Origin of the sequence: Acinetobacter tianfuensis (genome assembly GCF_003611465.1) — a bacterium.
GTDB classification, from domain to species: Bacteria; Pseudomonadota; Gammaproteobacteria; order Pseudomonadales; family Moraxellaceae; genus Acinetobacter; species Acinetobacter tianfuensis.
In genome coordinates, this window is record NZ_RAXV01000015.1 from 1 (window position 1) to 20,603 (window position 20,603).

Sequence of the window (20,603 nt, forward strand, 5' to 3'; positions counted from 1 at the left end):
TATTGCCGCCCGCTTGGTGTTTTGCCCAAGCCCAAGCGGCTAAGTAGTTCCATCGCGCGCCGCCAGAAGTTTTCGGGTTTGGGGTAATAATGCCGACATTATTTTTGACTAAGTCGCCCCAGTCTTTAATGCCTTTGGGATTTCCTTTACGTACCAGAAATACGATGGTGGATGTATATGGTGTAGAGTTATTGGGAAATTTTTTCTGCCAGTCTTTAGGAATCAGGTTTGAGTTTTCTGCAATGGCATCAATATCGGCAGCCAAAGCCAACGTCACCACATCGGCATCTAGGCCATCGATGACAGAGCGGGCTTGTTTGCCAGAGCCGCCATGAGACTGTTTAAAATTAATTTCTTGCCCTGTGCTTTTTTTCCAGTATGCGCCGAAGTCCTTATTAAAGTTGTCATAAAGTTCGCGTGTAGGATCATAAGAGACATTTAGAAAGTCTTTTGCCAGAGCTGAAACTGAAGTGATAGAAATCAGTGCTGCCAGCACCCCAAGTTTTAATGTACGCATATCATTTTCCTTTTGAATTGGATTTATTCAGATGTGTTGATACGCTGAAGCATATGCTGAAGTTTTCGGTTAAAAAAATAATAAGAATCGAATTTGATATGAATAAAAATGCAATGTAATAAAAGACTAGGCAAGGCCTGCTGCTCTTTTTAAACTAGGCTATCTTTTAGAGGAAGTTTGCGCCAATGCGATGTTTTAAAAATGCACAGGAAAGCAGTCAAGTTACACTCTTGGACAGAGCATTTCATTATGGCGACGGCTGTTTTACGACTGCGCGGTTACGCGGCGGACAGCTGGAGCTAAAAGCGCAGCATATAGCGCGTTTAAAGCTGGCAAGTGAACGTTTATTTTTAAATGCGGATTTACATCTTATAGAACAAAGTCTGTCGAAAATTATAGAACAGGATTCTAACGCTTCAGGTACAGTAAAAATTATTTTAAGCCGCGGTGATGGTCAGCGCGGTTATAGTTTGCCCGATCATCCTGCCGATGTTTGGCTATTTTATTATCCGCAGCCAGCAGCGGACATGCAGCTGGAATATTTGGACTGCGGCTTGCTGCAGCAGCGCATAGGCATAAATATGCCAAATTTAGCAGGATTGAAAACACTCAACCGCCTAGAGCAGGTGATGCTGAAACAAGAAGCGGATGAACATGGCTGGAAAGAAGCGCTGGCAGCGGATGTGCAGGGATTTATTGCTGAAGGTGTGAGCAGCAATTGTTTTATTCGAATAAAGGATAGGTGGATTAGTCCTGAACTTCGCTATAATGGCGTGCATGGCGTGATGCGCGCAGAAATTTTAGCGCGTATGCATGAACACGGAATTGTGTGTGAACTGCGGCCTGTGGCGCTTACGGAAATAGCTGATATTCAGAGTCTATTTTTTTGCAATGCTTTAAGTGCAATGAAAGCTGCTTCTCATTTGGACGGTGTGCCGCTGGATACTCAAGCCTGTACCGATTTATTTCACATTTTACAACTTAATCAGATTCGCTAAATTATGTCTTCAGTTAAGCCGAAACCTAAAAAGAAAAAGAGCCCGCCGCCTGCTAAAAAGTCTAAAGCTATATTACTTGTGCTTGCAGGCATGGCGCTGCTGCTGTGCAGTGTACTTTGGGCAAGCCTATTTAAAGATTATCCCGTTGAAGGCAAAAAACAAATGCTGGCCATTGGTGAAGGAGATACTTACTCTGGATTTATTGATGGCTTAGCGAAACAGGATAAAGTCAGTTTTCCTGTTATTTTGAAGCTGTATCAGAAATTTATGATTCATGACACTTTAAAGGCTGGTGTTTATGAAGTGCGCGAAGGCATGAGTATCCGTGAAGTGATGGATATGATTTCCAATGTGGAAAATGCGCAAATGAACCGTATTTTGGTGATTGAAGGAACGACATTTAAGCAGCTGATTGACCGTTTAAAGCGAGATCCTCTGGTGCAGCATGACATTAGCCATTTACCGTATGCAGATATTTTAAAAGCGCTGGATATTCCATTTCAGCACCCTGAAGGGCTATTTTCAGCAGATACTTACTTTTTTGCTAAAGGTGAGTCTGACCAGAAAATTCTGAAGCATTTGTATACACGGCAAATGGCAGCGCTTGATCAGGCTTGGGCCAACCGCGCATCAGATTTGCCATATAAAGATAAATATGAAGCCTTGATTATGGCCTCAATTATTGAAAAAGAAACCAGTTTAGACAGTGAGCTGGAGCAAGTTTCTGGTGTATTTGTCCGCCGTTTAAGACAGGGCATGCGTTTGCAGACCGATCCGACTGTAATTTATGGCATGGGTGATAAATACACAGGCAACATTAGCCGTCAGGATTTACGTACGCCAACACCGTATAATACATATACCATCAATGGCTTGCCGCCAACACCAATTGCGCTGCCTGGAAAAAAAGCCATTGAAGCGGCGATGCATCCAGATAATTCAGACAACATTTATTTTGTTGCAACGGGTAACGGCGGCCATAAATTTTCTGCAAATTTGCAGGATCACAATCGTGCAGTGCAAGAATATCTCACTGTATTGCGTTCAAAGAAATAAGGAGTGAGCATGTTTATCAGTTTTGAAGGCACTGAAGGGGTTGGTAAAACGACGCTCATCCGTAAAATTTATGATTATTTGGTTAGTCTTGGGCAGGATGTGGTTTTGACTCGTGAACCGGGCGGTACGCCAATGGCTGAAAACATCCGCTCATTGCTGCTGTCTGTCAATAACGAAGAAAAAATGTGCAATGACACAGAGCTTCTTTTGATGTACGCCGCTCGTGCTCAGCATTTAAATCAAGTGATTTTGCCTGCATTGGCAGCAGGTAAAACGGTGTTATGTGACCGTTTTACCGATGCCAGTTTTGCTTATCAGTGCGCAGGACGCGGTTTAAGTGAAGAAAAATTACAGCTGCTGAATGACAATTTTGTCAGCAAGATGCCAGACTTTACGTTCTGGCTGGATGCGCCGATTGAATTAGGTATGACCCGTGCACGAGCACGCGGCGAGCTAGACCGCTTTGAGCAGGAAAAAGCAGCATTTTTTGAAAAAGTGCGTTCAGGATATGAAACTTTATCTGTACGCCATGCTGAACGTGTAAAACGTTTAGATGCTTCGCAAACTGCAGATCAGGTTTTTGCACAGGCGCTTGCATATTTATAAATTGAAAAAATAGCGCTTTAAATACGAGCGAGTGTTTATTTTGCACTCAGAGCAGGTTTGGCGGGTACATCCGAACTTGTTGGCTGAGAAGATGACTTTGATTTATAGACGGCTTTAATTCATTGTCTTTCACGTTTTAAGTTTTATTCAGATAGATTTGGACTTATATGCATGAGAGGCCTGATCTGAAGATTGATTCTAAGCGCCGTATTTAAGATAACTTGGCTATATTTGATTGAAGATGGGAGCAGAAGCATTCGGTAAATATCCATTTTTGCAGCACAACAAAGAAACAAGAAGAAGATATCGAAAAACTATTGAAAAATGTCTCAATTGACCTAATCTAAAAGTTATAAACCAAATTAAATTAAGAGTATAAAGTTTTATGTTATTTCACTCTCCAAAATTGCCTGCTGAAATTCGCATCAGTCATTTAAATGCGCGTATTAATGAACAGCGAAAAAAAATTGCGCAAACAACAGCTTCAAAATTTGAGCTTTTACAGTTGACTCAACAGCTGGCGAAAGAGGCTCGGGCACGTAAAAAAAACAATGAAAAAGTTTATGTGCTGGATTTTAATGGAGATACGGCTGCTTCTGCAGTATCGAGTTTACGTGAAGAAATCACTTTAATTTTAGCAACGGCAAAAGCTGGACGTGACCGTGTTGTGCTGCGTTTAGAAAGCCCGGGCGGCATGGTGCATGGCTATGGTCTGGCAGCTGCGCAGCTTGTGCGTTTGCGTGATGCAGGTTTTCATTTAACGATTTGTGTAGACAAAGTAGCGGCTAGCGGCGGCTATATGATGGCATGCATTGCCTCTGAAATTGTTTCTGCGCCATTTGCAGTTGTCGGTTCAATTGGTGTGGTTGCGCAAGTGCCGAACTTCAACCGTTTGCTGAAAGAAAAACACATCGACTTTGAGCTGTATACAGCAGGGCAGTTTAAACGCACAGTCACTATGTTTGGTGAAAATACTGCGGAAGGTAAGGCAAAATTTGAGGAAGAGCTGCAGCAAACCCATAATTTGTTTAAACACTTTGTCGAAAAATACCGCCCGCAGCTGAATGTTGAAAAAGTAGCAACAGGTGAGCATTGGTATGGCCAAGATGCAATTGATCTGAATTTGGTGGATCAGTTAAAAACATCGGATGAATACTTGCTGGGTTTACTGCCGCAGCATGATGTATACCTGATTCAAACCCGTAAAAAACCGACTTTGGGTGAAAAGCTGGGTTTACAAGCTGCACAGATGGCTGATTCATTGGTGCCTGCGGTGATGTCTAAAGTCATGGAGTCCCTGACTAAAGCGAATGCAAGTTTAGTTCAGCTGCGTGATCCGAAACTATAAAAATGTATTGATATAACGTATCTAAAGCTCACTTCGGTGAGCTTTTTGTGGTGAAAGCATAAGACTATGATAGATTGCTTTTTAAGCAAAATTAAATACCAATACAATGTCTAATTTTCTGATTATTTTAGGGTTAATTCTATTTTCTTCTGCTTTTTCGGGTTTGTTGCAGCTTTGCTAATGTATTTGCCAAAGGCAGAGAAGAGGGGTGAAAAATGGGCAGTATTGCCTTTTGTGATTATGGGCTGATGCTTGCTGGGGGATAACGTCATATCACTTTGGCATGTCGATGAAAAAAGAACAGCCGATGGAGCGCTCAGAAGCTTGCGCTGTGGTATTGGGTTATAAGCATTATAAAACTGCAGCGGCCGAGGCCAAACACGCTGTAATCCCTATGAAAAAATATTATTGAAACTTGATTGTTCAGCCGACAGCCGTGATATGCGTTTTGATGCGGGTTTGGTTCAAAATTAATAACTATTTGGACATCTATTCTTGTTTTATCTGGACATTTTTTTCTGCTTTAGGGTTAAATGAGACTACACAAAACTGTGAAACATGAATAGTCATAAAAAAGTGGTTCCAGTGCACTGGAACCACTTTTATTAAGATAATGATTTTTATTACAAAATTTCAAGAATTTTGTATAGGATGTATTATGTTAATTTTAGAAAAATTTAAAGATCTAGGTTGTAACATCATGATTTTCAATTTGTCGAAAAGTTAAATTAATACGTGCAGTTGTAATTCGTTTGCTTGGCGGTAAACGATGTAGCCAGTGAGCCTGTGTCGTATCCCTCATCACCAGTAAACTGCCATGCGCTAAAAATAACTCAATCTTTTCTTTGGTCATCTTATGTTTAAAGGCGAATTTTCTTTCTGCCCCAAAACTCAGGGATGCAATCGCACCATTTTTCCTTAGATCTACTTCTCCATCACTGTGCCATGCCATGCCTTCATTGCCATCATGATAAAGATTTAATAAACAGGAATTAAACGTTTCCTCCGTCAATTGCTCGACCATTTTTTTCAATTCAAGTAATACAGGACTCCAAGCCAAAGCGTGTTTTGTTGTTTTTGAATAGGTATATGAGAATGGGTGATCGCCATACCAAGCAACTTTACGTCTGGTTATGATTCGCTTTCCATAAATGATGGCTTCATCATGTTTCCAAGCAATTGAACGAAATAACTCATCGAAATATGCATTTGCTTGCTGTGATGTAAGAATCTGACCGAAATACAAAACCGTGCCGTCATAGGGCAATAGGTTTTTATAGAGATTTTCTTGCTCAAACAGATCCATTTTTCCAGTCCATATAAGCTTGTTTCATGCAATGCCCACAAGGACGATAGCATCGTGCAAGTGCTTCAACTTCATCTTTAAAAAAGACACGGTTCTTACGTTTCATTCGTTTGCCTGATCGACATCGCAATGAACCATATATTTTTAAGTTCAGATTTCCTCCAAACAAGATTTTTTCCTGTCGAAGCAAACTATAAAGCTCCTGATTCGTAATCATTTCATGGCGTATCATATTTAGTTCACTGCATCATGAAAAATAATACCTAATGTATAACGCTCTCCATGATGTAACGGGCTGACTCCATGTTTCATATTGACGCGATAATAACCACGAGTACCCTTTTCTGGTTTGAAATGCGTTGTAAAAATGAGTACATCACCTTTTTGCGGCTGTAATACCGTGGCTTTAGATTGAGCGCGCGGAATTTGCTGAGTCAAAACAAATTCTCCGCCTTGGTAATTCACATTCACTTGATTTAACAATATCACCAGTTGAATCGGAAAATACACATCACCATAAAGGTCTTGATGCAAAGTATTAAAACCATCTTTGCGGTACTGTAGAATTAATGGAGTTGCTTTCAGTTGTCCATTTTCGTGACATTGTTGCAGTAATTCTTGATGTGTTGCAGGAAAGACTGTATCCAAATTCAGTACCTTAAACCAAGCATTCGCAATGGGCATTAGATAAGGATATATCTGCGTGCGCAATTGCTGAATCAAGTGTGGCAAAGGATAAGTAAAGTACTTATATTCTCCTAATCCAAATCGATAGCGCTGCATATTCACGGTCTTACGATATAGCGTGGGATGATCATAATTGTTTTTTACAAGGTCACATTGTCCCTCAGTTAAAAACTTTTCGAGTACCGCAAAACCATGTTGATGCATCGCTTCAGTAATAGCATTCCAATCAAGTTGAGCCAATCTGTCTTTAAAATATTCTTCTAACTCAGTAGGGTGCATGAGTCTTCACTCCTTCCCAACCAATAATGGCTGTTTTTCTCACTGCACCCCACATGTAGCCGCCAAAATGTCCAGAAGATTGAATTACCCGATGACATGGAATGAGAAATGCAACAGGATTATTTCCTATCGCAGTTCCTACAGCTCGTGAAGCTTTGTGATTGCCAATGCCTTTTGCAATTTCGCCATAGGTTGTCAGTTCTCCCATAGGAATTTTAAGCAGGCTTTCCCAAACTTTGAGCTGAAATTCAGTACCTTTCAGATGCAGCTTAATTTCAGACAAATCATGATAATCCAATTGAAAAACATGAATGGCTTTCTGTTGTAAATCATCTTCTTGCTGAATAAATTTAGCCTGTGGGAATAGCGCTTTAAGCTGTGAAAAAGCATCTTCATAACTCTCAGTGAAAGCCATATAGCAAATGCCTTTGGCTGTTGATGCAATGATGACGGAACCAAAGGCTGTTTCGAAAAGACTATAATTAATTTGCAAAGATTCACCGCCATTTTTGTATTCAGCAGGTGACATGCCTTCAATATGTATAAAGAGATCATGCAAACGGCTTGTACTCGAAAAGCCGGTATCAAAGGCTGCATCGAATACACTATTTTCTTTATGGCTTTTTAAAATAGATTTAGCATGTTCCAAGCTAATATATTGCAGGAATTTTTTAGGGCTGATCCCTGCCCATTCGGTAAAGATTCGTTGAAAATGAGCTTGGCTTAAATGAACATGCTTTGCAATTTCAGATAAGCTTGGCTGTTCTTTGAAATTCTGATTAATATATTCAATAGCCTTAGCAATTCGAATATAGTTCGTATCTTCTGACATTTTCACTCACCGAAATCTTTTAGCTAAAAAACAACATTAACAAATAGAATTGCTGAGAAAAATCCGATTCTTGCTATAAATTAGTGATGCTATTTAGTTTTATTTAACACACTGGGTGTTATACGAGCCCTAAAGCATCCAAGTAAAATAGGAATCGCTGTTCACTTCTCTGTGAGATTTAGTGTCCATTAAAATAAGAATACGCAGGTTTAGCGCGTAAGCAAGTGAACGAAAGGGTATGTTTCCGCTTTTATGACCGTTATAAATTTCGCATTTAAAAAGTTCAAATATTGTTGAGTGGCTCACGCCTTAACAGGTTATTTGGGGGTAATCATGTTTGGTATTATGGTTTTTATTGGTTTGCTGACTTTGGTGTTCGTCCCATTTTTGACCATCATGTTTATCGTGCCGAAGTTAAAGGATAAAAATCATCGGGATACTTACCCGTTTTATGCTTTGCTTCCGGGCTGTTTAATTTTAGCCTTGGCTGCGTATTTAAAAGAAGAAAAAGTAATTTTACCGTCACAAGCATGCGGTGTTGTACAGTTTTATAAGACCTACTCCATTAAACATGATCGTTTTGAGCGGATTACGATTTTATTTGATGGCCGAAAATATAATCGGCACCTGAGTTTTGACGAAAATCTTGTGCGTAAAAATAAAGGTGATTACGTCTGTTTTGAATATTTAGATAAGTTTGAAAATCCAGATCTGCCTGAATCTAAAATTTTAAAATGGATTGATCCATAGCGATCGCAGTTATTAATTTGGGGTAAATAAATAGATGATGGCACTGCTTTATATTTTGGGTGGATTGATTTGCCTTGTAATTTGGCCTGCGTTCTATGTTTTTCGCTATCACAAAGAAACAGATCATGCGTTGAAATGCAATGCCATGCTGTTTAGCCCATCAGTTTTATTGTTGAGCAGTTATTTATTATGGTTTGGTCAGCAGCAAAATGTGCCGTCTATAGCTTGTGGCATGGTGCAAGGCTATCATACCTACATGAGCAGCGGGAACGCCAATAAACGAAAGTCATTTGAGCGTGTTGAAATATTATTTGATCGGGTCAAGTATGCTCGGCATTTACGGTTAGATGAAACAATAGTGAAAGCAAATGTGGGCACGCGTATCTGTTTTGAATTTTATGACCTTAAATTAAATACACATCTGCAAGATTCGACGCTTATCCGCTGGATTGAATAAGCGCCTAAGATCTTAGTGATGATTGTTTTTTTAACAGGCAGAGTGCTCCTGTAAACACTGAGCCAATGGTGGCTAAAAACATATCTTTATGTGCATCCCAGATGTCACCTTGCTGCCCGTTATAATTTTCTGCTTCTTCGGGTGAAAGGCCAATGGCGATTAACCACTCAATCCATTCATAAAATAGGCTGGTTGCCATGACGAATTGAATAACCAGCAAATATAAGGTAAATGGCTTAAGTGGCGGCAGCCAAACCTGAAACAGTCTTAAAAACACAGGGTAGAGCAGTAAACCATAAGCGAGATGTACAAAGCGGTCATACATATTGCGTGACCAGCCCATGGTCTGATTGAGGTCTAGATGTAAATACTGGATGAACCATTCATTATATGGGACATAAGAATATAGATAATGCGCGCCTAAAATATGGATCAGTAAAAATCCGAGATATAGTGCAAAACTGTAGAATGTAAGCCCAGCTTTTTTTAAACATAGCATTAAAGCGCCGAGCATAATCACGGTGCCAATCTGATGCAGCAGATAAGACTCAAATTCTAAAGGCTGAATACTGGCGAGCGCCGCTGCGCAAATCAGTATGATCAGTGCTGCATAATGTTTTTTGTGAAGCTGATAATCAATCATTACTTTGTTATTTAAGTTTATTGTTCGAGTCAGGCTGAATTATAAATAAAATACAGTATATCTGGCGTAATATTTTTTGAATCAGGATTTTTTGAGCATGAATCTATTAAACTGTCAGACAGTTATTTGATTTTTAGGTAAAGCGCATGGCGGCTGTAGAAGCATTTATTGCAACGCAAAACTGTTATTTCAATTATGAATTTGAAGAGCTGTACTTGGAAAATGATTTTCCTGAAGAGCTGTCTGTTTCGCTGCGCGGGATGATGTATCGGCATGAATTAAGCTATCAAAAAGTAACTTACTATATTTATTATAGTGATGTTTTGGCGGGTGAAGAGTTTGAAAAGATGAAAGCAGATTTTATGCGTTATTGTCCAATGGAATAAAGAGCATAAAAAAAGCGAAGCCTGAGCTTCGCTTTTTCTGCTTTAAGCTAAATTAGATTTTAGCAATCAAGTCTTTGATTTGTTTTGCTTGTTCTGCAGCATTACCTGTGTAAGTTGCAGGAGTCATTTCCGCTAAACGGGCACGGTCAGCCGCAGGCACAGCTTCTAACTCGTTACCGTTTACGAAGTCCACCATCATGTCGCGAGTCATTGCTTGACCGCGAGTAAGGGCTTTCAATTTTTCGTATGGTTTTTCAACGTTGTAACGGCGCATAACTGTTTGAATTGGTTCAGCTAGAACTTCTTGAGCGTGGTCAAGATCTTCAAGAATACGCTGAGCATTCAATTCAAGTTTGCCAATACCTTTTAAGCAAGCTTCAAACGCGATTAAGCTTTGCGCCATGCCTACACCCATGTTGCGAAGAACAGTTGAGTCTGTTAGGTCACGCTGCCAGCGAGAAATAGGAAGTTTTTCGCCTAGGTGAGCAAGCACTGCATTTGCAATACCAAGGTTGCCTTCAGAGTTTTCGAAGTCAATTGGGTTTACTTTATGCGGCATTGTTGAAGAACCAACTTCACCTTCTTTCAAGCGCTGTTTGAAGAAGCCAAGAGAGATGTAGCCCCAAACGTCACGGTTAAAGTCAATTAATACCGTGTTGAAACGGCGCAGCGCATCGAACATTTCAGCGATGTAGTCGTGCGGTTCAATTTGAGTGGTGTATGGGTTGAACGTTAAACCTAAAGATTCAACAAAAGCTTGTGAGTGAGCAGGCCAGTTGATTTCAGGGTAAGCAGAGTAGTGAGCGTTGTAGTTACCTACAGCACCGTTAATTTTGCCCAGCAATTCAACGTTGTTAAATTGTTTGATTTGGCGCGCAAGACGGTAAGCCACGTTTGCCATTTCTTTACCCAAAGTTGTCGGGCTTGCAGTTTGACCGTGTGTACGCGACAGCATTGGCTGTTCAGCATGAGTTTCAGCTAAAGCAGCAATCGCATCTACGATTTGCTGCATAGATTCAGCAAGTACAGCGCGGCCATTTTTCAGCATTAAAGCATGAGACAAGTTGTTGATGTCTTCTGAAGTACATGCAAAGTGAATAAATTCACCTGCATTTTTAAGTTCTTCAATGCCAGCAATCTGTTCTTTCAGGAAGTACTCAACGGCTTTAACGTCGTGGTTTGTTGTACGTTCGATTTCTTTAATGCGGTTTGCATTGTCTTCAGAGAAGTTTGCAACAATCGCATCAAGCGCTGCATTTGTTTCAGCGCTGAATGCTGGAACTTCAGTGATTTCTGGACGGTTTGCAAGCGCTTGTAACCAACGCACTTCAACAGTCACACGAGCGTGGATTAAACCAAACTCAGAGAGGAAAGGGCGCAGAGCATCACATTTGCTTGCGTAGCGTCCATCTAATGGAGAAAGTGCGGTTAAAGCGTTCATAGCGATTCCTTAAACTTTGGAATTAAACGTAAAACAAAAAGCCCGAATACATACAGCATCATTCAAATAGTTTGATGCTGTAAACGGGCAAGATCTTGAATATCCTGCAGCAGCTTACGCTTACTGAAAATCATGCCCCACGAACTGCCGCCAAGCTGCCGCCATAAATGCGCCATTTGCAGGCCAGTAAATAGCGAAGCGCGTATGCGGTTAGTATGGGCAGAGTCTTTAAATGCTTCAGCATTGCCGCGAACCATAATGCGCGGATTAATTTGGCCCGCGGTTTCAATATAAGTTTGGGCCAAGTTGGCAAGTATGCTTGGGTGTAAATAATTATGATCAAAAAAAGACAGCTGTTTTAAGATTTTTTGCTGGGACTGTTCAATAATTTCAACGAATTTGGGGTTGCTGTAGACTTTCTTTTCCAGCTGCAGCAGGGCCATCGCATAGCTCATCGGGAGCTTGGTATTGGTAAGCTTTGGCAGTCTAGATTTTGGAGAAACATTGAACGGTTGGGTAATGCTGCTTTCTAAGATCTTAAGACCTAAGGAAATATCGGCAAGCTGATTAAAAAAATCTAAAGTCTGGCAGCTGCATTTGCCGCTAGGACGAATATTTAGACTGGCTTTAATCAGCTGTTCAAAATAAAAGTTACCGCTTTCACCAATACTTTGATGTCCTGTCAATGCAGTCATATGGGTCAGCTGCGTTGCCTGAAAAACGCCAGCTAACGCCAAAGCTTTATTTTGACGGGTGTTCAGAGTTTGAGACTGCTGGAACGGTAACTCAGTCATGCCGAGACAATCCTTATTGAATAAAATCCGGTTTAGGCGCATTGGTATGGTGAATAACACCGCCGCCTAAACAAACTTCACCTGAGTAGAATACGACACTTTGACCTGGGGTCACAGCGCGCTGCGCTTCATCAAATTCTACACGCACACCATTTGGCGCATTGGAGTCTTTGTACAGCGTACATGCCTGATCGCCTTGGCGGTAACGTGTTTTTGCAGTACAGCGGAAACCTGTTTCAGGAATCTCTTGCTCGCCTGCAACCCAGTCAATGGCTTCAGACCATAAAATGGTGCTTTGCATGAGCGGGTGTTCATGGCCTTGGCCTACGACTAAGCGGTTGCCTTCGATATCTTTATGAAGCACGAACCAAGCGCCTTCTGCAACGCCTTTCATACCGCCGATACCAATGCCGCCGCGCTGGCCGAGCGTATAGTACATTAAGCCGTGGTGTTCACCAACCTCTTTACCGTCTTCAAGGACAATTTTTCCCGGCTGAGCAGGTAAATATTGTTTTAAGAAGTCATTAAAGCGGCGTTCGCCAATAAAGCAGATGCCTGTCGAGTCTTTTTTCTTGGCTGTTGCTAGACCCAGTTCTTCTGCAATTTTTCGCACTTGAGGCTTTTCAATTTCGCCTACTGGAAACAATGTTTTGTTAATTTCACGGCCATGTACAGCATGCAGGAAATAAGTTTGGTCTTTGTTGTTATCTACACCGCGCAGTAAAGGCGCATATTCCTCACCGCGTGAATTTTTCATGGTTTCGCCGCGGCGGCAGTAGTGGCCAGTCGCAATAAAATCCGCGCCTAGATTTACGGCATGATCAAGGAAAGCGCGGAATTTAATTTCTTTGTTGCACAGAATATCTGGGTTTGGTGTGCGGCCAGCAGCATATTCCGCTAGGAAATGTTCAAATACACGGTCCCAATACTCCATAGCAAAATTAGCAGTATGCAGTTTGATGCCAATTTTGTCACAAACGGCTTGTGCATCAGCAAGATCTTCCATTGCTGTGCAGTATTCCGTGCCGTCATCTTCTTCCCAGTTTTTCATGAAAAGGCCTTCAACCTGATAGCCTTGTTGAAGAAGGAGCGCTGCAGATACAGAAGAATCTACACCACCAGACATACCGACGATGACACGTTGTTGCATAGGATTAGGCATCCAAATTTGAAATGAGGGGAGAATTTTGGTGCTCATAAACGAGCGATAAAGGATATTTTTGACCAGACAAAGCATCTTGAACTGCTTTGATCACCAACGGGCTGCGCGCACGGGCAGATTCCAGCAGTTCTTCTAATGTCATCCATTTTGGACCAACAATGCCTGTGTCCAATTCTGCTTCTGGAAAATATTCCAGCACATGCGCTAAAAAGCAGAAACGGAAATAGGTACGGTCTGGATACATAGGAGGCGTATAAGTATAAATGCCTAAAAGGGCATCAATGTCTACAGCATGGCCAGTTTCTTCCATGGTTTCACGTATGGCTGCTTGAATGATGGTTTCACCGCACTCGACATGACCCGCAGGCTGATTGAACACAGTATGCGTTACGCCTTGAGTATGTTCTTCAACAAACAGGAATTTTCCGTTTTTTTCAACAACAGTTGCAACGGTAACGTGCGCAGTCCAAGCGGTCATAGAAAAGCACCATGGTAAGGGATGCGCTATTGTATAAAATTTTGGGGTGTGTGGCTATGTTGAACTTATGTGAAATGACAATAGTTTGAAACTTTCAGTGCTGGTATAGAATATGGATGCGATTGCTTAAGCATGAAATTTAAGCCGCTTTAACTTCATTTTTTTTGGGTTTTCTTAAATAGAAAACAAACAGCTAGATATCCAAAATTTCAAACTATAAATACAAGCGAGGAGAGATAAATGAAAAAAAACCTACTGTATGTTCCTGTACTATTTTGTTTAAGCTGTACGGCTCAAAGTGATTTGCAGCAAAATGAAAGTTTGTTGATTGATGAGGCACTTTTAGATGTAAAACGGAAACTTCCAAAGAAAAATAGTCCTTATACAATATGGACGGATATTTATAGGGATGGGAAGACCATTTATTTCACTTATAAGATGGATGGATATCACTTTCCTGAAGAGAAAATACCTTTATTAGAAAAGGTTGCGAGCAGTGAACCGATTAAATCCCAAATGTGCAATTTTTTAAATGATGAGATGGAGCCTAGTTATTCAATTGTTTCGAATACATTTGATATGAATCAAAAACTTATATTTTCTTATAGTTATAATGAAAAAAACTGCGCATTCAAAAATTGAATCGCAGCTGGAGTTGAATACTTCAGCAAAGCAGCCAGTCTTTTTATGGGTATGGGCCTTTAATGCACAGTCGGGTAGTGAATAATATTATAAAATTCAATATTTTCATGGCTTGAATTGATATAGATATGTTCTTGATCTGCTGCAACTCGGATCATTTGACTTGGCAAAGCCGTAAAATTTTCATCTCCAATACGAATATTGATTTGTCCATTCAAAGGTAAAATGTCTTCAATCACGCCTTTTTCATGTGCACATGAGTGATGGGCAGCATTGGCTTTTAAGGTGATGTGTAAAATTTCATAGCCTAAAACAGGGTTAAATGGCTGCAGTATTTTCACCGATAACGCTTCGTCTTGATGCTTCAGCACAGTTTCACTTTGTTGTTCTGCAGGTAAGAACGCACTTAGGGAAGTGTGAAAGCCCAAAGCAATTTTCCATAAGGTTTGTACAGTTGGGTTCGATTCTTCACGTTCAATTTGACCTAGCATGGCTTTACTGATACCAGTTTCTTTGGCTGTTTGATCCAGACTCCAGCCTTTTTCTGTGCGCAGCGTTTTGAGCTGCACAGCAATATGTGTGAGCAAAGACGTCATGAGATACCTCTATTTATCTTGTGCGTTATAACGTACAATGAATTTCTTGTGCAGTATAACGCACGAGTGAATTCAAGCCAAAATTTGTTTATCTTCCATTTTGTAAAATAGGTGTATATATGCGCGCGATATTTTATGGCCTGCTTGCATCATGTTTCTTTTCGACAGCATTTATTTTTAACCGCGCGATGGAAGTGGATGGCGGGAGCTGGATGTGGAGTTCATCATTGCGCTTTTTTTGGATGGTGCCAATGCTGGTGCTGATTGTTGGAGTTCGGGGTAAGTTGACTTCAAGCTGGCAGCACTTAAAAGAAAATTTTAAAAGTTATTTGCTGTGGAGCACAGTCGGCTTTGGGCTGTTCTACGCGCCATTAACTTTTGCCAGTATTTATTCACCGGGCTGGCTGGTTGCCGGCAGCTGGCAAATGACCATTATTGCAGGTTCTTTACTGGTTCCGTTTTTAGGCGCAGGCACATCTCATACATCGGGCAGTGTGCTGGAAAAGCTTCCATGGAAAGAGCTGAAGTGGTCGAGTGTCATTATTTTAGGCGTATTTCTCATTCTTTGGGATCAAATGAGCAGTATCAGCTGGAAACTGGCTTTAGCAGGGTTTATTCCTGTGCTCTTTGCTGCATTTATGTACCCGCTTGGCAACCGTAAAATGATGCAAGTTTGCCAAGGTAAAGTAGAAACACCTGAACGTGTATTGAATATGACCTTGGCCAGTTTGCCATTTTGGAGTGTGATTGCGCTGTGCGGCGCAGTTGATCATGGTTTGCCGTCTAGCAGTCAAGTGTCATATTCATTTTTAGTGGCGCTATTTTCAGGGGTAATAGCAACTTTACTCTTTTTCTCTGCAACTAATTTAGTACATACCAATCCTAGTCAATTGGCCATGGTGGAAGCCACTCAGGCAGGTGAGTTGCTATTTACATTACTAGGCGAAATGATAATTTTAAATACTGGCTTACCCTCAAATATTGCATTGCTGGGCGTGTCTTTGATTGTTTTGGGGATGGTGGTGCATAGCTTAGCCTCTATACGGATGCGGCAGAATCGTCCAGTGAATGGCTAAGCATGAAGCAGATGGATCAGGCTGTGTTTATATTTTTTATCAGAAAAAATTAATCAGTAATGATATTTTGACTGCTTGGGATCTCAGGAAATAGTGTATACAGCATATCTGGATTTTTCTTTAAGCCTGTCCCATCGATGTATTTCCATTCTTTAGAGTTAAGTGGACGTACTGCGAGCATAAATGAAGGATCTCCTGTAATCGATTTACCATTTATTAAAATAGTCAATTGTTTGGGAATAACGCAAAATTCTTTTTTTCCAAAAATATGGCTATTGTTCGGCGGCAATAGTTCAACTTTTTCAACTTGAATATTGCTTTGTTTAAAGAAGCTGGCTGCAAGTGAGAGAATGGCTTTGTAGCTTTCTATACCGCCTGAAAATTCAATAATTGAGAAATCTGATTTTTCCAGAATATGTGAATAATTGCCTTCATTTAATGCGGTGCTTATTTGTGTGATTTCTGCTGAAATCACACTTTCATAGTCTTTTTGACATTGCCTGTTTTCAGCAGAAGCAGCGGCAGCGCTAAATAGCATTGTTGAAAGCAGTATTTTTCTGAATGCAGCGCGATTGTGTTTAAAGGGCATGAAAAGCAGCTCAATATTTGCATAATAACTGTTTAATTAAAACATTGTGTTGCACTTCAAATGCTCATCTAAGTTATGAAAATGCATAAAGGGTGCGTGATTAATTTTGATTTAAATAATTATGCGCTACTTTTACATAATGCTGTGCAGAGTAAGGCAAAAACTCTTTCTCTTTATCCGTGAGCGGGCGGACTTTCTGCACAGGGCTGCCTACATATAAATAACCGCTTTCTAAACGCTTGCGCGGCGGTACGAGTGAACCTGCGCCAATCATCACATCATCTTCAATAATGGCATCATCTAAAATAATGCTGCTGATGCCGACCAAGACCCGGTTGCCAATAGTGCAGCCATGCAGCTTGACATGATGTCCAATGGTGACATCTTCACCAATTATTAAAGGTGAGCCGTTGGGTTTGTCCGCATTCTTATGGCTGACATGCAGCATGGCATGATCCTGCACATTAGAATTTTTACCAATATGAATATGGTTGACATCACCGCGGATGACAGCAAAAGGCCAGACTGAAACATTTTCTTCCAGCTGAACGTCACCAATTACCACAGACATTTCATCAACATAGCAAGTCGCATCAATTTTTGGATGCTGGTCAAGATAAGGGCGAATATTTTTTTTCATAACGGTCCGTCGTAAAGAGAGGCTGTGCGGAGTATAAAATAAAAAAAGCATCCGAACCTAGGTTAGGATGCTTTAGTCTAAGTGAAAAGTGCTGAGTGAACTCAGACTCTGCTTAGAATAAGTTGGAGAAGAATTGTTTGATGTGATCAATCATTTTTGCGAAGAAACCAGCTTCTTCTACATCTTGTAATGCAATCAGCGGTTTTTCCGCAATGACTTTGCCATTTAAAGATGCAACGTATTTACCAACCACTTGGCCTTTTTTCAGCGGTGCAGTTAATTTAGGCTGAACAACCAATTGTGTTTTGATTGCATTTGCCTCGCCTTTAGGCAAAGTTACATTGAAATTTTCTGCAAGGCCAATTTGAGCGTCGTTGCTTTTGCCATACCAAACTTTCGATTTTGCAAGGACTTGGTTGGCAGGCTGCACTTTTACGGTTTCAAAGTTTGAATAGCCCCAAGCTAAAATTTCACGTGTTTGTGTTGCGCGTTCCTGCATAGACGGCGCACCGAAAATAACAGAGATCAGACGCAGCGGGCCGCGCTTGGCAGAAGTTGTTAAACAATAGCCAGCTTCTTCTGTGTGGCCAGTTTTTAAGCCGTCAACGCTTGGATCTGTATAAAGCAGAGCATTGCGGTTGCCTTGTTTAATTCCGTTAAACGTAAATGCTTTTTCAGAATAAATTGGATAGTATTTTGAACTGTCGTGAATAATATGCTGCGCCAATGTCGCCATATCTTTTGCTGTTGAATAATGACCATCGGCCGGCATGCCTGTAGAGTTGATAAACTGTGTGTTTACCATACCAATACGCTTTGCTTCTTGGTTCATCATGTGAGCAAAAGTGCCTTCATTGCCGGCAATGTGTTCAGCCATTGCTTTAGATGCATCATTGCCAGACTGAATAATAATGCCGCGGAGCATTTCAAGCGCAGTCGCTGTGCCGTTTAAGGGAACATACATGCATGACTCAGTGCTGCTGCCGCGGCACCAAGCAGATTCGTTCATACGGACTTTTTCATTTTCAGTCAATTCGCCATTTAAAAGCTTTTGTTCAATGATGTAGCTTGTCATCATTTTAGTCATTGAAGCTGGCGCTAATTTTTCATTTTCATTTTTTGAAGCGAGGATTTGCCCTGTTTCATAATCCATTAGCACATAAGATTTATTATTCAGTTCTGGAGGTGCTGATAGGACGGTTGCCGCGAATGAAAAAGAGGGTGCAAGCAGCAGTGCGGCAAGGGCGGTTTTTCGGGTCATTCTAAGTGGTTCCAATAACTTGTTATAAGCTCAAGAGCCTAGCATTTTAGGACAAAGCTAGGCTTACTGCTATGGGGTGAAATGGCTTATTTTAAAAGTATTGTAACCAAGTTAAATTATTTTGCGTATGCAGTGATCTCTTTGCAAATTTCTTGGTTTTTTGCCTTGCCTGCATTCGCTGCATCATTGCGCGCTTCTTTTAAAATCGGAGCAAAATTTTTCTCTGCAGCAAGTGTTTTGAGTGCAGATGCTGGATTTTTTACAGACGGCATGTTCTCTTTTACGAGTTGGGCATAGCCTTTATCAAATGAAGCTTGTTCCTTATTGCTGATTAAGTCAGGGCAAATTTCTGAAAATACGTAAATCGCCGCCAGTTCATGCTTAGATACTTGTTGAGCGCTTGCGGAAAGATCAATATTTTCTGCATGAGCAGTAAAAGCGAAAGCAGCAAGAGCTAAAGCCGATAAAGTTTTGATAATCGAATTTTTCATGCAATAACCTGAATATTTATAGATTGTGAAACAATGCGTCTAGCTTAAAACGATTTTTTGCAAATAACAGCAAGGTTTTGTATTGAAGCTGTTGAAATGATGAAGGAATAATGAAAATAAAATACCGCCAGCGCGGCTGGCGGTATTTTATTGCATAAAGCAGCAAGACTCAAAGAAAAACGGCCTTAAGAGCTCTTAGCCTTCAAAATTAAGCACATCTTCACATACAGATTTTTGTTCCTCTTTTGAAGATTGTTTTGCGGCTTCACGTGACTCTTCTAAAAAAGATTTATATTGTGCATCTGACTGCAGGCTTTGATAGCTCGCAGATTTGTCAGAGTAATCAGCTAAATATGTTTTTACCAAGACTTGAATGTTGGCATCAAATTTTGCATTTTGACCAATAATAGCAGGGCACACTTCAGCCATAACTTGAGTTGCTGCAATATCTTCTTTAATAATTTCATTGGCTTCTTCAGCGGTTAAACCGTCGCTTGCCAGAGCGGCTTGTGATACTGCCGCAGCCAAAGTTAACCCCAATAAATTACGAAGTGATATGGTTTTAATCATTTTTAAGTGCACACATTTATGATGGATGTTAGGCTATAAATATATATAATTCTTTATATATATCAATCAAATGTTCTGATTAGTCATTTTTGAAAAGTAACAGGGTTTGTCGTGAATATTTTAATTGCTAATGATGACGGTGTTTTTGCTCCCGGAATTCAAGCCTTAGCCTCAGCGCTAAAACCTTTAGGCCGTGTGGTTATTGTTGCGCCGGAAGCGGAGCGCAGCGGCTTTTCCAGCGCATTGACGCTGGATAGACCTTTGAAGCCTGTGCAAATTGCGCCTGATGTGTGGGCGGTCAATGGAACACCGGCAGACTGCGTTTATTTATCCATGAATGGCTTGTTTGATTTTGAGTTTGACTTAGTGGTTAGCGGTATCAATAGCGGCGCAAATCTTGGTGATGACGTTCTGTACTCAGGCACAGTCGGGGCGGCATTTGAAGGCCGCCTTATGAAGCAGCCAGCGATTGCGGTGTCCTTGGCGGGGCCGAATGTGCGTGCTTATGAACATCCAGCAGATTATGCTGCTGCTGCCAACTGGGTATATCAGTTTATTGCCAATGGTCTGCCAGCAGTTCCAGCCCGTCATATTTTGAATGTGAATATTCCAGACGCGGCTGAATTAAAAGGGATGAAAATTACGTATCAAGGCCGCCGCCGCCAGTCGAAACCGATTACCAGCTTAGTCGATCCGCGCGGCCGCCAAGTGTTTTGGATTGGTCTCGCCGGTGAAGCGGTTGCAGAGCCAAAACCAGGCTTAGGCGGGATTGAGTCAGACTTTTTTGCGGTGGCAAATGGTTACGTAAGTGTAACGCCGATACAAATGGATGCTACAAACTACGATATTTTGAACGACTTACATGCACATTACGTGCAAAAGGTCTAACTAGTGTTATAACTTTGTGAAAAAGATCAATGCGTAACTATTTTACAGATGTTTTTTGCTAATCTTTACAGATTTTAAAACTTTAGCTTATTTCGTGTTTGAGAGGAAAA

Annotated in this window: 26 protein-coding genes; 10 read left to right on the forward strand and 16 right to left on the reverse strand. The window is 40.9% G+C overall.

Annotation, left to right across the window (positions count from 1 at the left end):
- Positions 1-517 (reverse strand): sulfate ABC transporter substrate-binding protein (locus tag D7V32_RS08070; RefSeq protein ID WP_120402379.1); only part of this gene is annotated, 517 nt, incomplete at its 3' end.
- A gap of 185 nt (positions 518-702) precedes the next feature.
- Here D7V32_RS08070 and pabC point away from each other — a divergent pair.
- The 4 genes from pabC to sohB all read left to right on the forward strand — a co-directional run bounded on the left by pabC (position 703) and on the right by sohB (position 4,525).
- A complete protein-coding gene (pabC, locus tag D7V32_RS08075) occupies positions 703-1,515 on the forward strand; it encodes an aminodeoxychorismate lyase (RefSeq protein ID WP_120402380.1) in 813 nt (270 codons plus the stop codon).
- A gap of 3 nt (positions 1,516-1,518) precedes the next feature.
- On the forward strand, positions 1,519-2,571 hold the full coding sequence (gene mltG / locus D7V32_RS08080; RefSeq protein WP_120402381.1) for an endolytic transglycosylase MltG: 1,053 nt from the start codon (positions 1,519-1,521) through the stop codon (positions 2,569-2,571).
- Between the two features lie 9 nt (positions 2,572-2,580).
- Positions 2,581-3,177: a dTMP kinase gene (gene tmk, locus D7V32_RS08085; RefSeq protein ID WP_120402382.1), complete on the forward strand. Its 597-nt coding sequence runs from the start codon at positions 2,581-2,583 to the stop codon at positions 3,175-3,177.
- Positions 3,178-3,562: 385 nt separating this feature from the next.
- Complete coding sequence (gene sohB / locus D7V32_RS08090) at positions 3,563-4,525, forward strand: protease SohB (protein WP_120402383.1); 963 nt, start codon at positions 3,563-3,565, stop codon at positions 4,523-4,525.
- 685 nt (positions 4,526-5,210) lie between these two features.
- Here the strand turns inward: sohB and D7V32_RS08100 are convergent.
- Genes D7V32_RS08100 through D7V32_RS08115 form a run of 4 tightly spaced genes read right to left on the reverse strand, consistent with a single transcriptional unit; the run spans position 5,211 to position 7,629 of the window.
- Complete coding sequence (locus tag D7V32_RS08100; protein WP_120402384.1) at positions 5,211-5,831, reverse strand: alpha-ketoglutarate-dependent dioxygenase AlkB family protein; 621 nt, start codon at positions 5,829-5,831, stop codon at positions 5,211-5,213.
- Positions 5,818-6,063: an Ada metal-binding domain-containing protein gene (locus D7V32_RS08105; protein WP_120402385.1), complete on the reverse strand. Its 246-nt coding sequence runs from the start codon at positions 6,061-6,063 to the stop codon at positions 5,818-5,820. Before D7V32_RS08105 ends, D7V32_RS08100 begins: the two co-directional genes overlap by 14 nt.
- A 2-nt stretch (positions 6,064-6,065) precedes the next feature.
- Positions 6,066-6,797: a 2OG-Fe(II) oxygenase gene (locus tag D7V32_RS08110; RefSeq protein WP_120402386.1), complete on the reverse strand. Its 732-nt coding sequence runs from the start codon at positions 6,795-6,797 to the stop codon at positions 6,066-6,068.
- The gene (locus tag D7V32_RS08115) at positions 6,784-7,629 is read right to left on the reverse strand and encodes a methylated-DNA--[protein]-cysteine S-methyltransferase (protein ID WP_120402387.1); all 846 of its coding nucleotides are present in this window, start codon (positions 7,627-7,629) and stop codon (positions 6,784-6,786) included. The genes D7V32_RS08110 and D7V32_RS08115 overlap by 14 nt, the downstream gene beginning before the upstream one ends.
- Before the next feature lie 333 nt (positions 7,630-7,962).
- Here D7V32_RS08115 and D7V32_RS08120 point away from each other — a divergent pair, with 333 nt between their 5' ends.
- Both D7V32_RS08120 and D7V32_RS08125 read left to right on the forward strand, forming a co-directional pair.
- Positions 7,963-8,379, forward strand: coding sequence for a hypothetical protein (locus D7V32_RS08120; protein ID WP_120402388.1), 417 nt, complete (start codon positions 7,963-7,965; stop codon positions 8,377-8,379).
- 34 nt (positions 8,380-8,413) lie between these two features.
- Positions 8,414-8,836, forward strand: a complete 423-nt coding sequence (locus D7V32_RS08125; protein WP_120402389.1) for a hypothetical protein — start codon at positions 8,414-8,416, stop codon at positions 8,834-8,836.
- A 4-nt stretch (positions 8,837-8,840) separates the two neighbouring features.
- Here D7V32_RS08125 and D7V32_RS08130 read toward each other — a convergent pair whose 3' ends face one another.
- The gene (locus tag D7V32_RS08130) at positions 8,841-9,479 is read right to left on the reverse strand and encodes a DUF2238 domain-containing protein (RefSeq protein ID WP_120402390.1); all 639 of its coding nucleotides are present in this window, start codon (positions 9,477-9,479) and stop codon (positions 8,841-8,843) included.
- A 146-nt stretch (positions 9,480-9,625) separates the two neighbouring features.
- Here D7V32_RS08130 and D7V32_RS08135 point away from each other — a divergent pair, with 146 nt between their 5' ends.
- Positions 9,626-9,865, forward strand: a complete 240-nt coding sequence (locus tag D7V32_RS08135; RefSeq protein WP_120402391.1) for a hypothetical protein — start codon at positions 9,626-9,628, stop codon at positions 9,863-9,865.
- Positions 9,866-9,917: 52 nt separating this feature from the next.
- On the opposite strand, the gene purB is transcribed toward D7V32_RS08135, so the two are convergent.
- The 4 genes from purB to D7V32_RS08155 form a co-directional block, all read right to left on the reverse strand.
- Positions 9,918-11,306, reverse strand: a complete 1,389-nt coding sequence (gene purB / locus D7V32_RS08140) for an adenylosuccinate lyase (protein ID WP_120402392.1) — start codon at positions 11,304-11,306, stop codon at positions 9,918-9,920.
- 62 nt (positions 11,307-11,368) lie between these two features.
- Positions 11,369-12,100 carry a high frequency lysogenization protein HflD gene (hflD, locus tag D7V32_RS08145; protein WP_120402393.1) on the reverse strand — a complete coding sequence of 244 codons (732 nt, stop codon included), beginning with the start codon at positions 12,098-12,100 and terminating at the stop codon, positions 11,369-11,371.
- 13 nt (positions 12,101-12,113) lie between these two features.
- Positions 12,114-13,250 carry a tRNA 2-thiouridine(34) synthase MnmA gene (gene mnmA / locus D7V32_RS08150; RefSeq protein ID WP_120402468.1) on the reverse strand — a complete coding sequence of 379 codons (1,137 nt, stop codon included), beginning with the start codon at positions 13,248-13,250 and terminating at the stop codon, positions 12,114-12,116.
- Positions 13,251-13,254: 4 nt separating this feature from the next.
- A complete protein-coding gene (locus tag D7V32_RS08155; RefSeq protein ID WP_120402394.1) occupies positions 13,255-13,740 on the reverse strand; it encodes an NUDIX hydrolase in 486 nt (161 codons plus the stop codon).
- A gap of 240 nt (positions 13,741-13,980) precedes the next feature.
- On the opposite strand from D7V32_RS08155, the gene D7V32_RS08160 reads away from it, so the two are divergent.
- Positions 13,981-14,382, forward strand: coding sequence for a hypothetical protein (locus D7V32_RS08160; protein WP_120402395.1), 402 nt, complete (start codon positions 13,981-13,983; stop codon positions 14,380-14,382).
- A 59-nt stretch (positions 14,383-14,441) separates the two neighbouring features.
- On the opposite strand, the gene D7V32_RS08165 is transcribed toward D7V32_RS08160, so the two are convergent.
- Positions 14,442-14,978 carry a helix-turn-helix domain-containing protein gene (locus D7V32_RS08165; RefSeq protein WP_120402396.1) on the reverse strand — a complete coding sequence of 179 codons (537 nt, stop codon included), beginning with the start codon at positions 14,976-14,978 and terminating at the stop codon, positions 14,442-14,444.
- A 119-nt stretch (positions 14,979-15,097) separates the two neighbouring features.
- Here D7V32_RS08165 and D7V32_RS08170 point away from each other — a divergent pair, with 119 nt between their 5' ends.
- Positions 15,098-16,054 carry a DMT family transporter gene (locus D7V32_RS08170; RefSeq protein ID WP_120402397.1) on the forward strand — a complete coding sequence of 319 codons (957 nt, stop codon included), beginning with the start codon at positions 15,098-15,100 and terminating at the stop codon, positions 16,052-16,054.
- A gap of 49 nt (positions 16,055-16,103) precedes the next feature.
- On the opposite strand, the gene D7V32_RS08175 is transcribed toward D7V32_RS08170, so the two are convergent.
- The 5 genes from D7V32_RS08175 to D7V32_RS08195 form a co-directional block, all read right to left on the reverse strand.
- Complete coding sequence (locus D7V32_RS08175; protein ID WP_120402398.1) at positions 16,104-16,643, reverse strand: hypothetical protein; 540 nt, start codon at positions 16,641-16,643, stop codon at positions 16,104-16,106.
- Positions 16,644-16,743: 100 nt separating this feature from the next.
- Positions 16,744-17,283, reverse strand: a complete 540-nt coding sequence (locus D7V32_RS08180; RefSeq protein ID WP_120402399.1) for a gamma carbonic anhydrase family protein — start codon at positions 17,281-17,283, stop codon at positions 16,744-16,746.
- A 112-nt stretch (positions 17,284-17,395) separates the two neighbouring features.
- Entirely contained in the window at positions 17,396-18,544 is a 1,149-nt protein-coding gene (gene dacC / locus D7V32_RS08185; protein WP_120402400.1) for a D-alanyl-D-alanine carboxypeptidase PBP5/6, read from the reverse strand.
- A 116-nt stretch (positions 18,545-18,660) separates the two neighbouring features.
- Complete coding sequence (locus D7V32_RS08190; protein WP_120402401.1) at positions 18,661-19,035, reverse strand: MCR_0457 family protein; 375 nt, start codon at positions 19,033-19,035, stop codon at positions 18,661-18,663.
- A 195-nt stretch (positions 19,036-19,230) separates the two neighbouring features.
- The gene (locus D7V32_RS08195) at positions 19,231-19,605 is read right to left on the reverse strand and encodes an MCR_0457 family protein (RefSeq protein ID WP_120402402.1); all 375 of its coding nucleotides are present in this window, start codon (positions 19,603-19,605) and stop codon (positions 19,231-19,233) included.
- A gap of 111 nt (positions 19,606-19,716) precedes the next feature.
- Between D7V32_RS08195 and surE the strand changes: the two genes are divergently transcribed.
- Complete coding sequence (gene surE / locus D7V32_RS08200) at positions 19,717-20,493, forward strand: 5'/3'-nucleotidase SurE (RefSeq protein ID WP_120402403.1); 777 nt, start codon at positions 19,717-19,719, stop codon at positions 20,491-20,493.
- Positions 20,494-20,603 lie beyond the last annotated feature (110 nt).

Bases quoted from the DNA above. Each gene is read 5' to 3' on its own strand.
- pabC (WP_120402380.1), top strand. From the start codon at position 703: ATGCGATGTTTTAAAAATGCACAGGAAAGCAGTCAAGTTACACTCTTG.
- mltG (WP_120402381.1), top strand. From the start codon at position 1,519: ATGTCTTCAGTTAAGCCGAAACCTAAAAAGAAAAAGAGCCCGCCGCCT.
- tmk (WP_120402382.1), top strand. From the start codon at position 2,581: ATGTTTATCAGTTTTGAAGGCACTGAAGGGGTTGGTAAAACGACGCTC.
- sohB (WP_120402383.1), top strand. From the start codon at position 3,563: ATGTTATTTCACTCTCCAAAATTGCCTGCTGAAATTCGCATCAGTCAT.
- D7V32_RS08100 (WP_120402384.1), bottom strand. From the start codon at position 5,831: ATGGATCTGTTTGAGCAAGAAAATCTCTATAAAAACCTATTGCCCTAT.
- D7V32_RS08105 (WP_120402385.1), bottom strand. From the start codon at position 6,063: ATGATACGCCATGAAATGATTACGAATCAGGAGCTTTATAGTTTGCTT.
- D7V32_RS08110 (WP_120402386.1), bottom strand. From the start codon at position 6,797: ATGCACCCTACTGAGTTAGAAGAATATTTTAAAGACAGATTGGCTCAA.
- D7V32_RS08115 (WP_120402387.1), bottom strand. From the start codon at position 7,629: ATGTCAGAAGATACGAACTATATTCGAATTGCTAAGGCTATTGAATAT.
- D7V32_RS08120 (WP_120402388.1), top strand. From the start codon at position 7,963: ATGTTTGGTATTATGGTTTTTATTGGTTTGCTGACTTTGGTGTTCGTC.
- D7V32_RS08125 (WP_120402389.1), top strand. From the start codon at position 8,414: ATGATGGCACTGCTTTATATTTTGGGTGGATTGATTTGCCTTGTAATT.
- D7V32_RS08130 (WP_120402390.1), bottom strand. From the start codon at position 9,479: ATGATTGATTATCAGCTTCACAAAAAACATTATGCAGCACTGATCATA.
- D7V32_RS08135 (WP_120402391.1), top strand. From the start codon at position 9,626: ATGGCGGCTGTAGAAGCATTTATTGCAACGCAAAACTGTTATTTCAAT.
- purB (WP_120402392.1), bottom strand. From the start codon at position 11,306: ATGAACGCTTTAACCGCACTTTCTCCATTAGATGGACGCTACGCAAGC.
- hflD (WP_120402393.1), bottom strand. From the start codon at position 12,100: ATGACTGAGTTACCGTTCCAGCAGTCTCAAACTCTGAACACCCGTCAA.
- mnmA (WP_120402468.1), bottom strand. From the start codon at position 13,250: ATGCAACAACGTGTCATCGTCGGTATGTCTGGTGGTGTAGATTCTTCT.
- D7V32_RS08155 (WP_120402394.1), bottom strand. From the start codon at position 13,740: ATGACCGCTTGGACTGCGCACGTTACCGTTGCAACTGTTGTTGAAAAA.
- D7V32_RS08160 (WP_120402395.1), top strand. From the start codon at position 13,981: ATGAAAAAAAACCTACTGTATGTTCCTGTACTATTTTGTTTAAGCTGT.
- D7V32_RS08165 (WP_120402396.1), bottom strand. From the start codon at position 14,978: ATGACGTCTTTGCTCACACATATTGCTGTGCAGCTCAAAACGCTGCGC.
- D7V32_RS08170 (WP_120402397.1), top strand. From the start codon at position 15,098: ATGCGCGCGATATTTTATGGCCTGCTTGCATCATGTTTCTTTTCGACA.
- D7V32_RS08175 (WP_120402398.1), bottom strand. From the start codon at position 16,643: ATGCCCTTTAAACACAATCGCGCTGCATTCAGAAAAATACTGCTTTCA.
- D7V32_RS08180 (WP_120402399.1), bottom strand. From the start codon at position 17,283: ATGAAAAAAAATATTCGCCCTTATCTTGACCAGCATCCAAAAATTGAT.
- dacC (WP_120402400.1), bottom strand. From the start codon at position 18,544: ATGACCCGAAAAACCGCCCTTGCCGCACTGCTGCTTGCACCCTCTTTT.
- D7V32_RS08190 (WP_120402401.1), bottom strand. From the start codon at position 19,035: ATGAAAAATTCGATTATCAAAACTTTATCGGCTTTAGCTCTTGCTGCT.
- D7V32_RS08195 (WP_120402402.1), bottom strand. From the start codon at position 19,605: ATGATTAAAACCATATCACTTCGTAATTTATTGGGGTTAACTTTGGCT.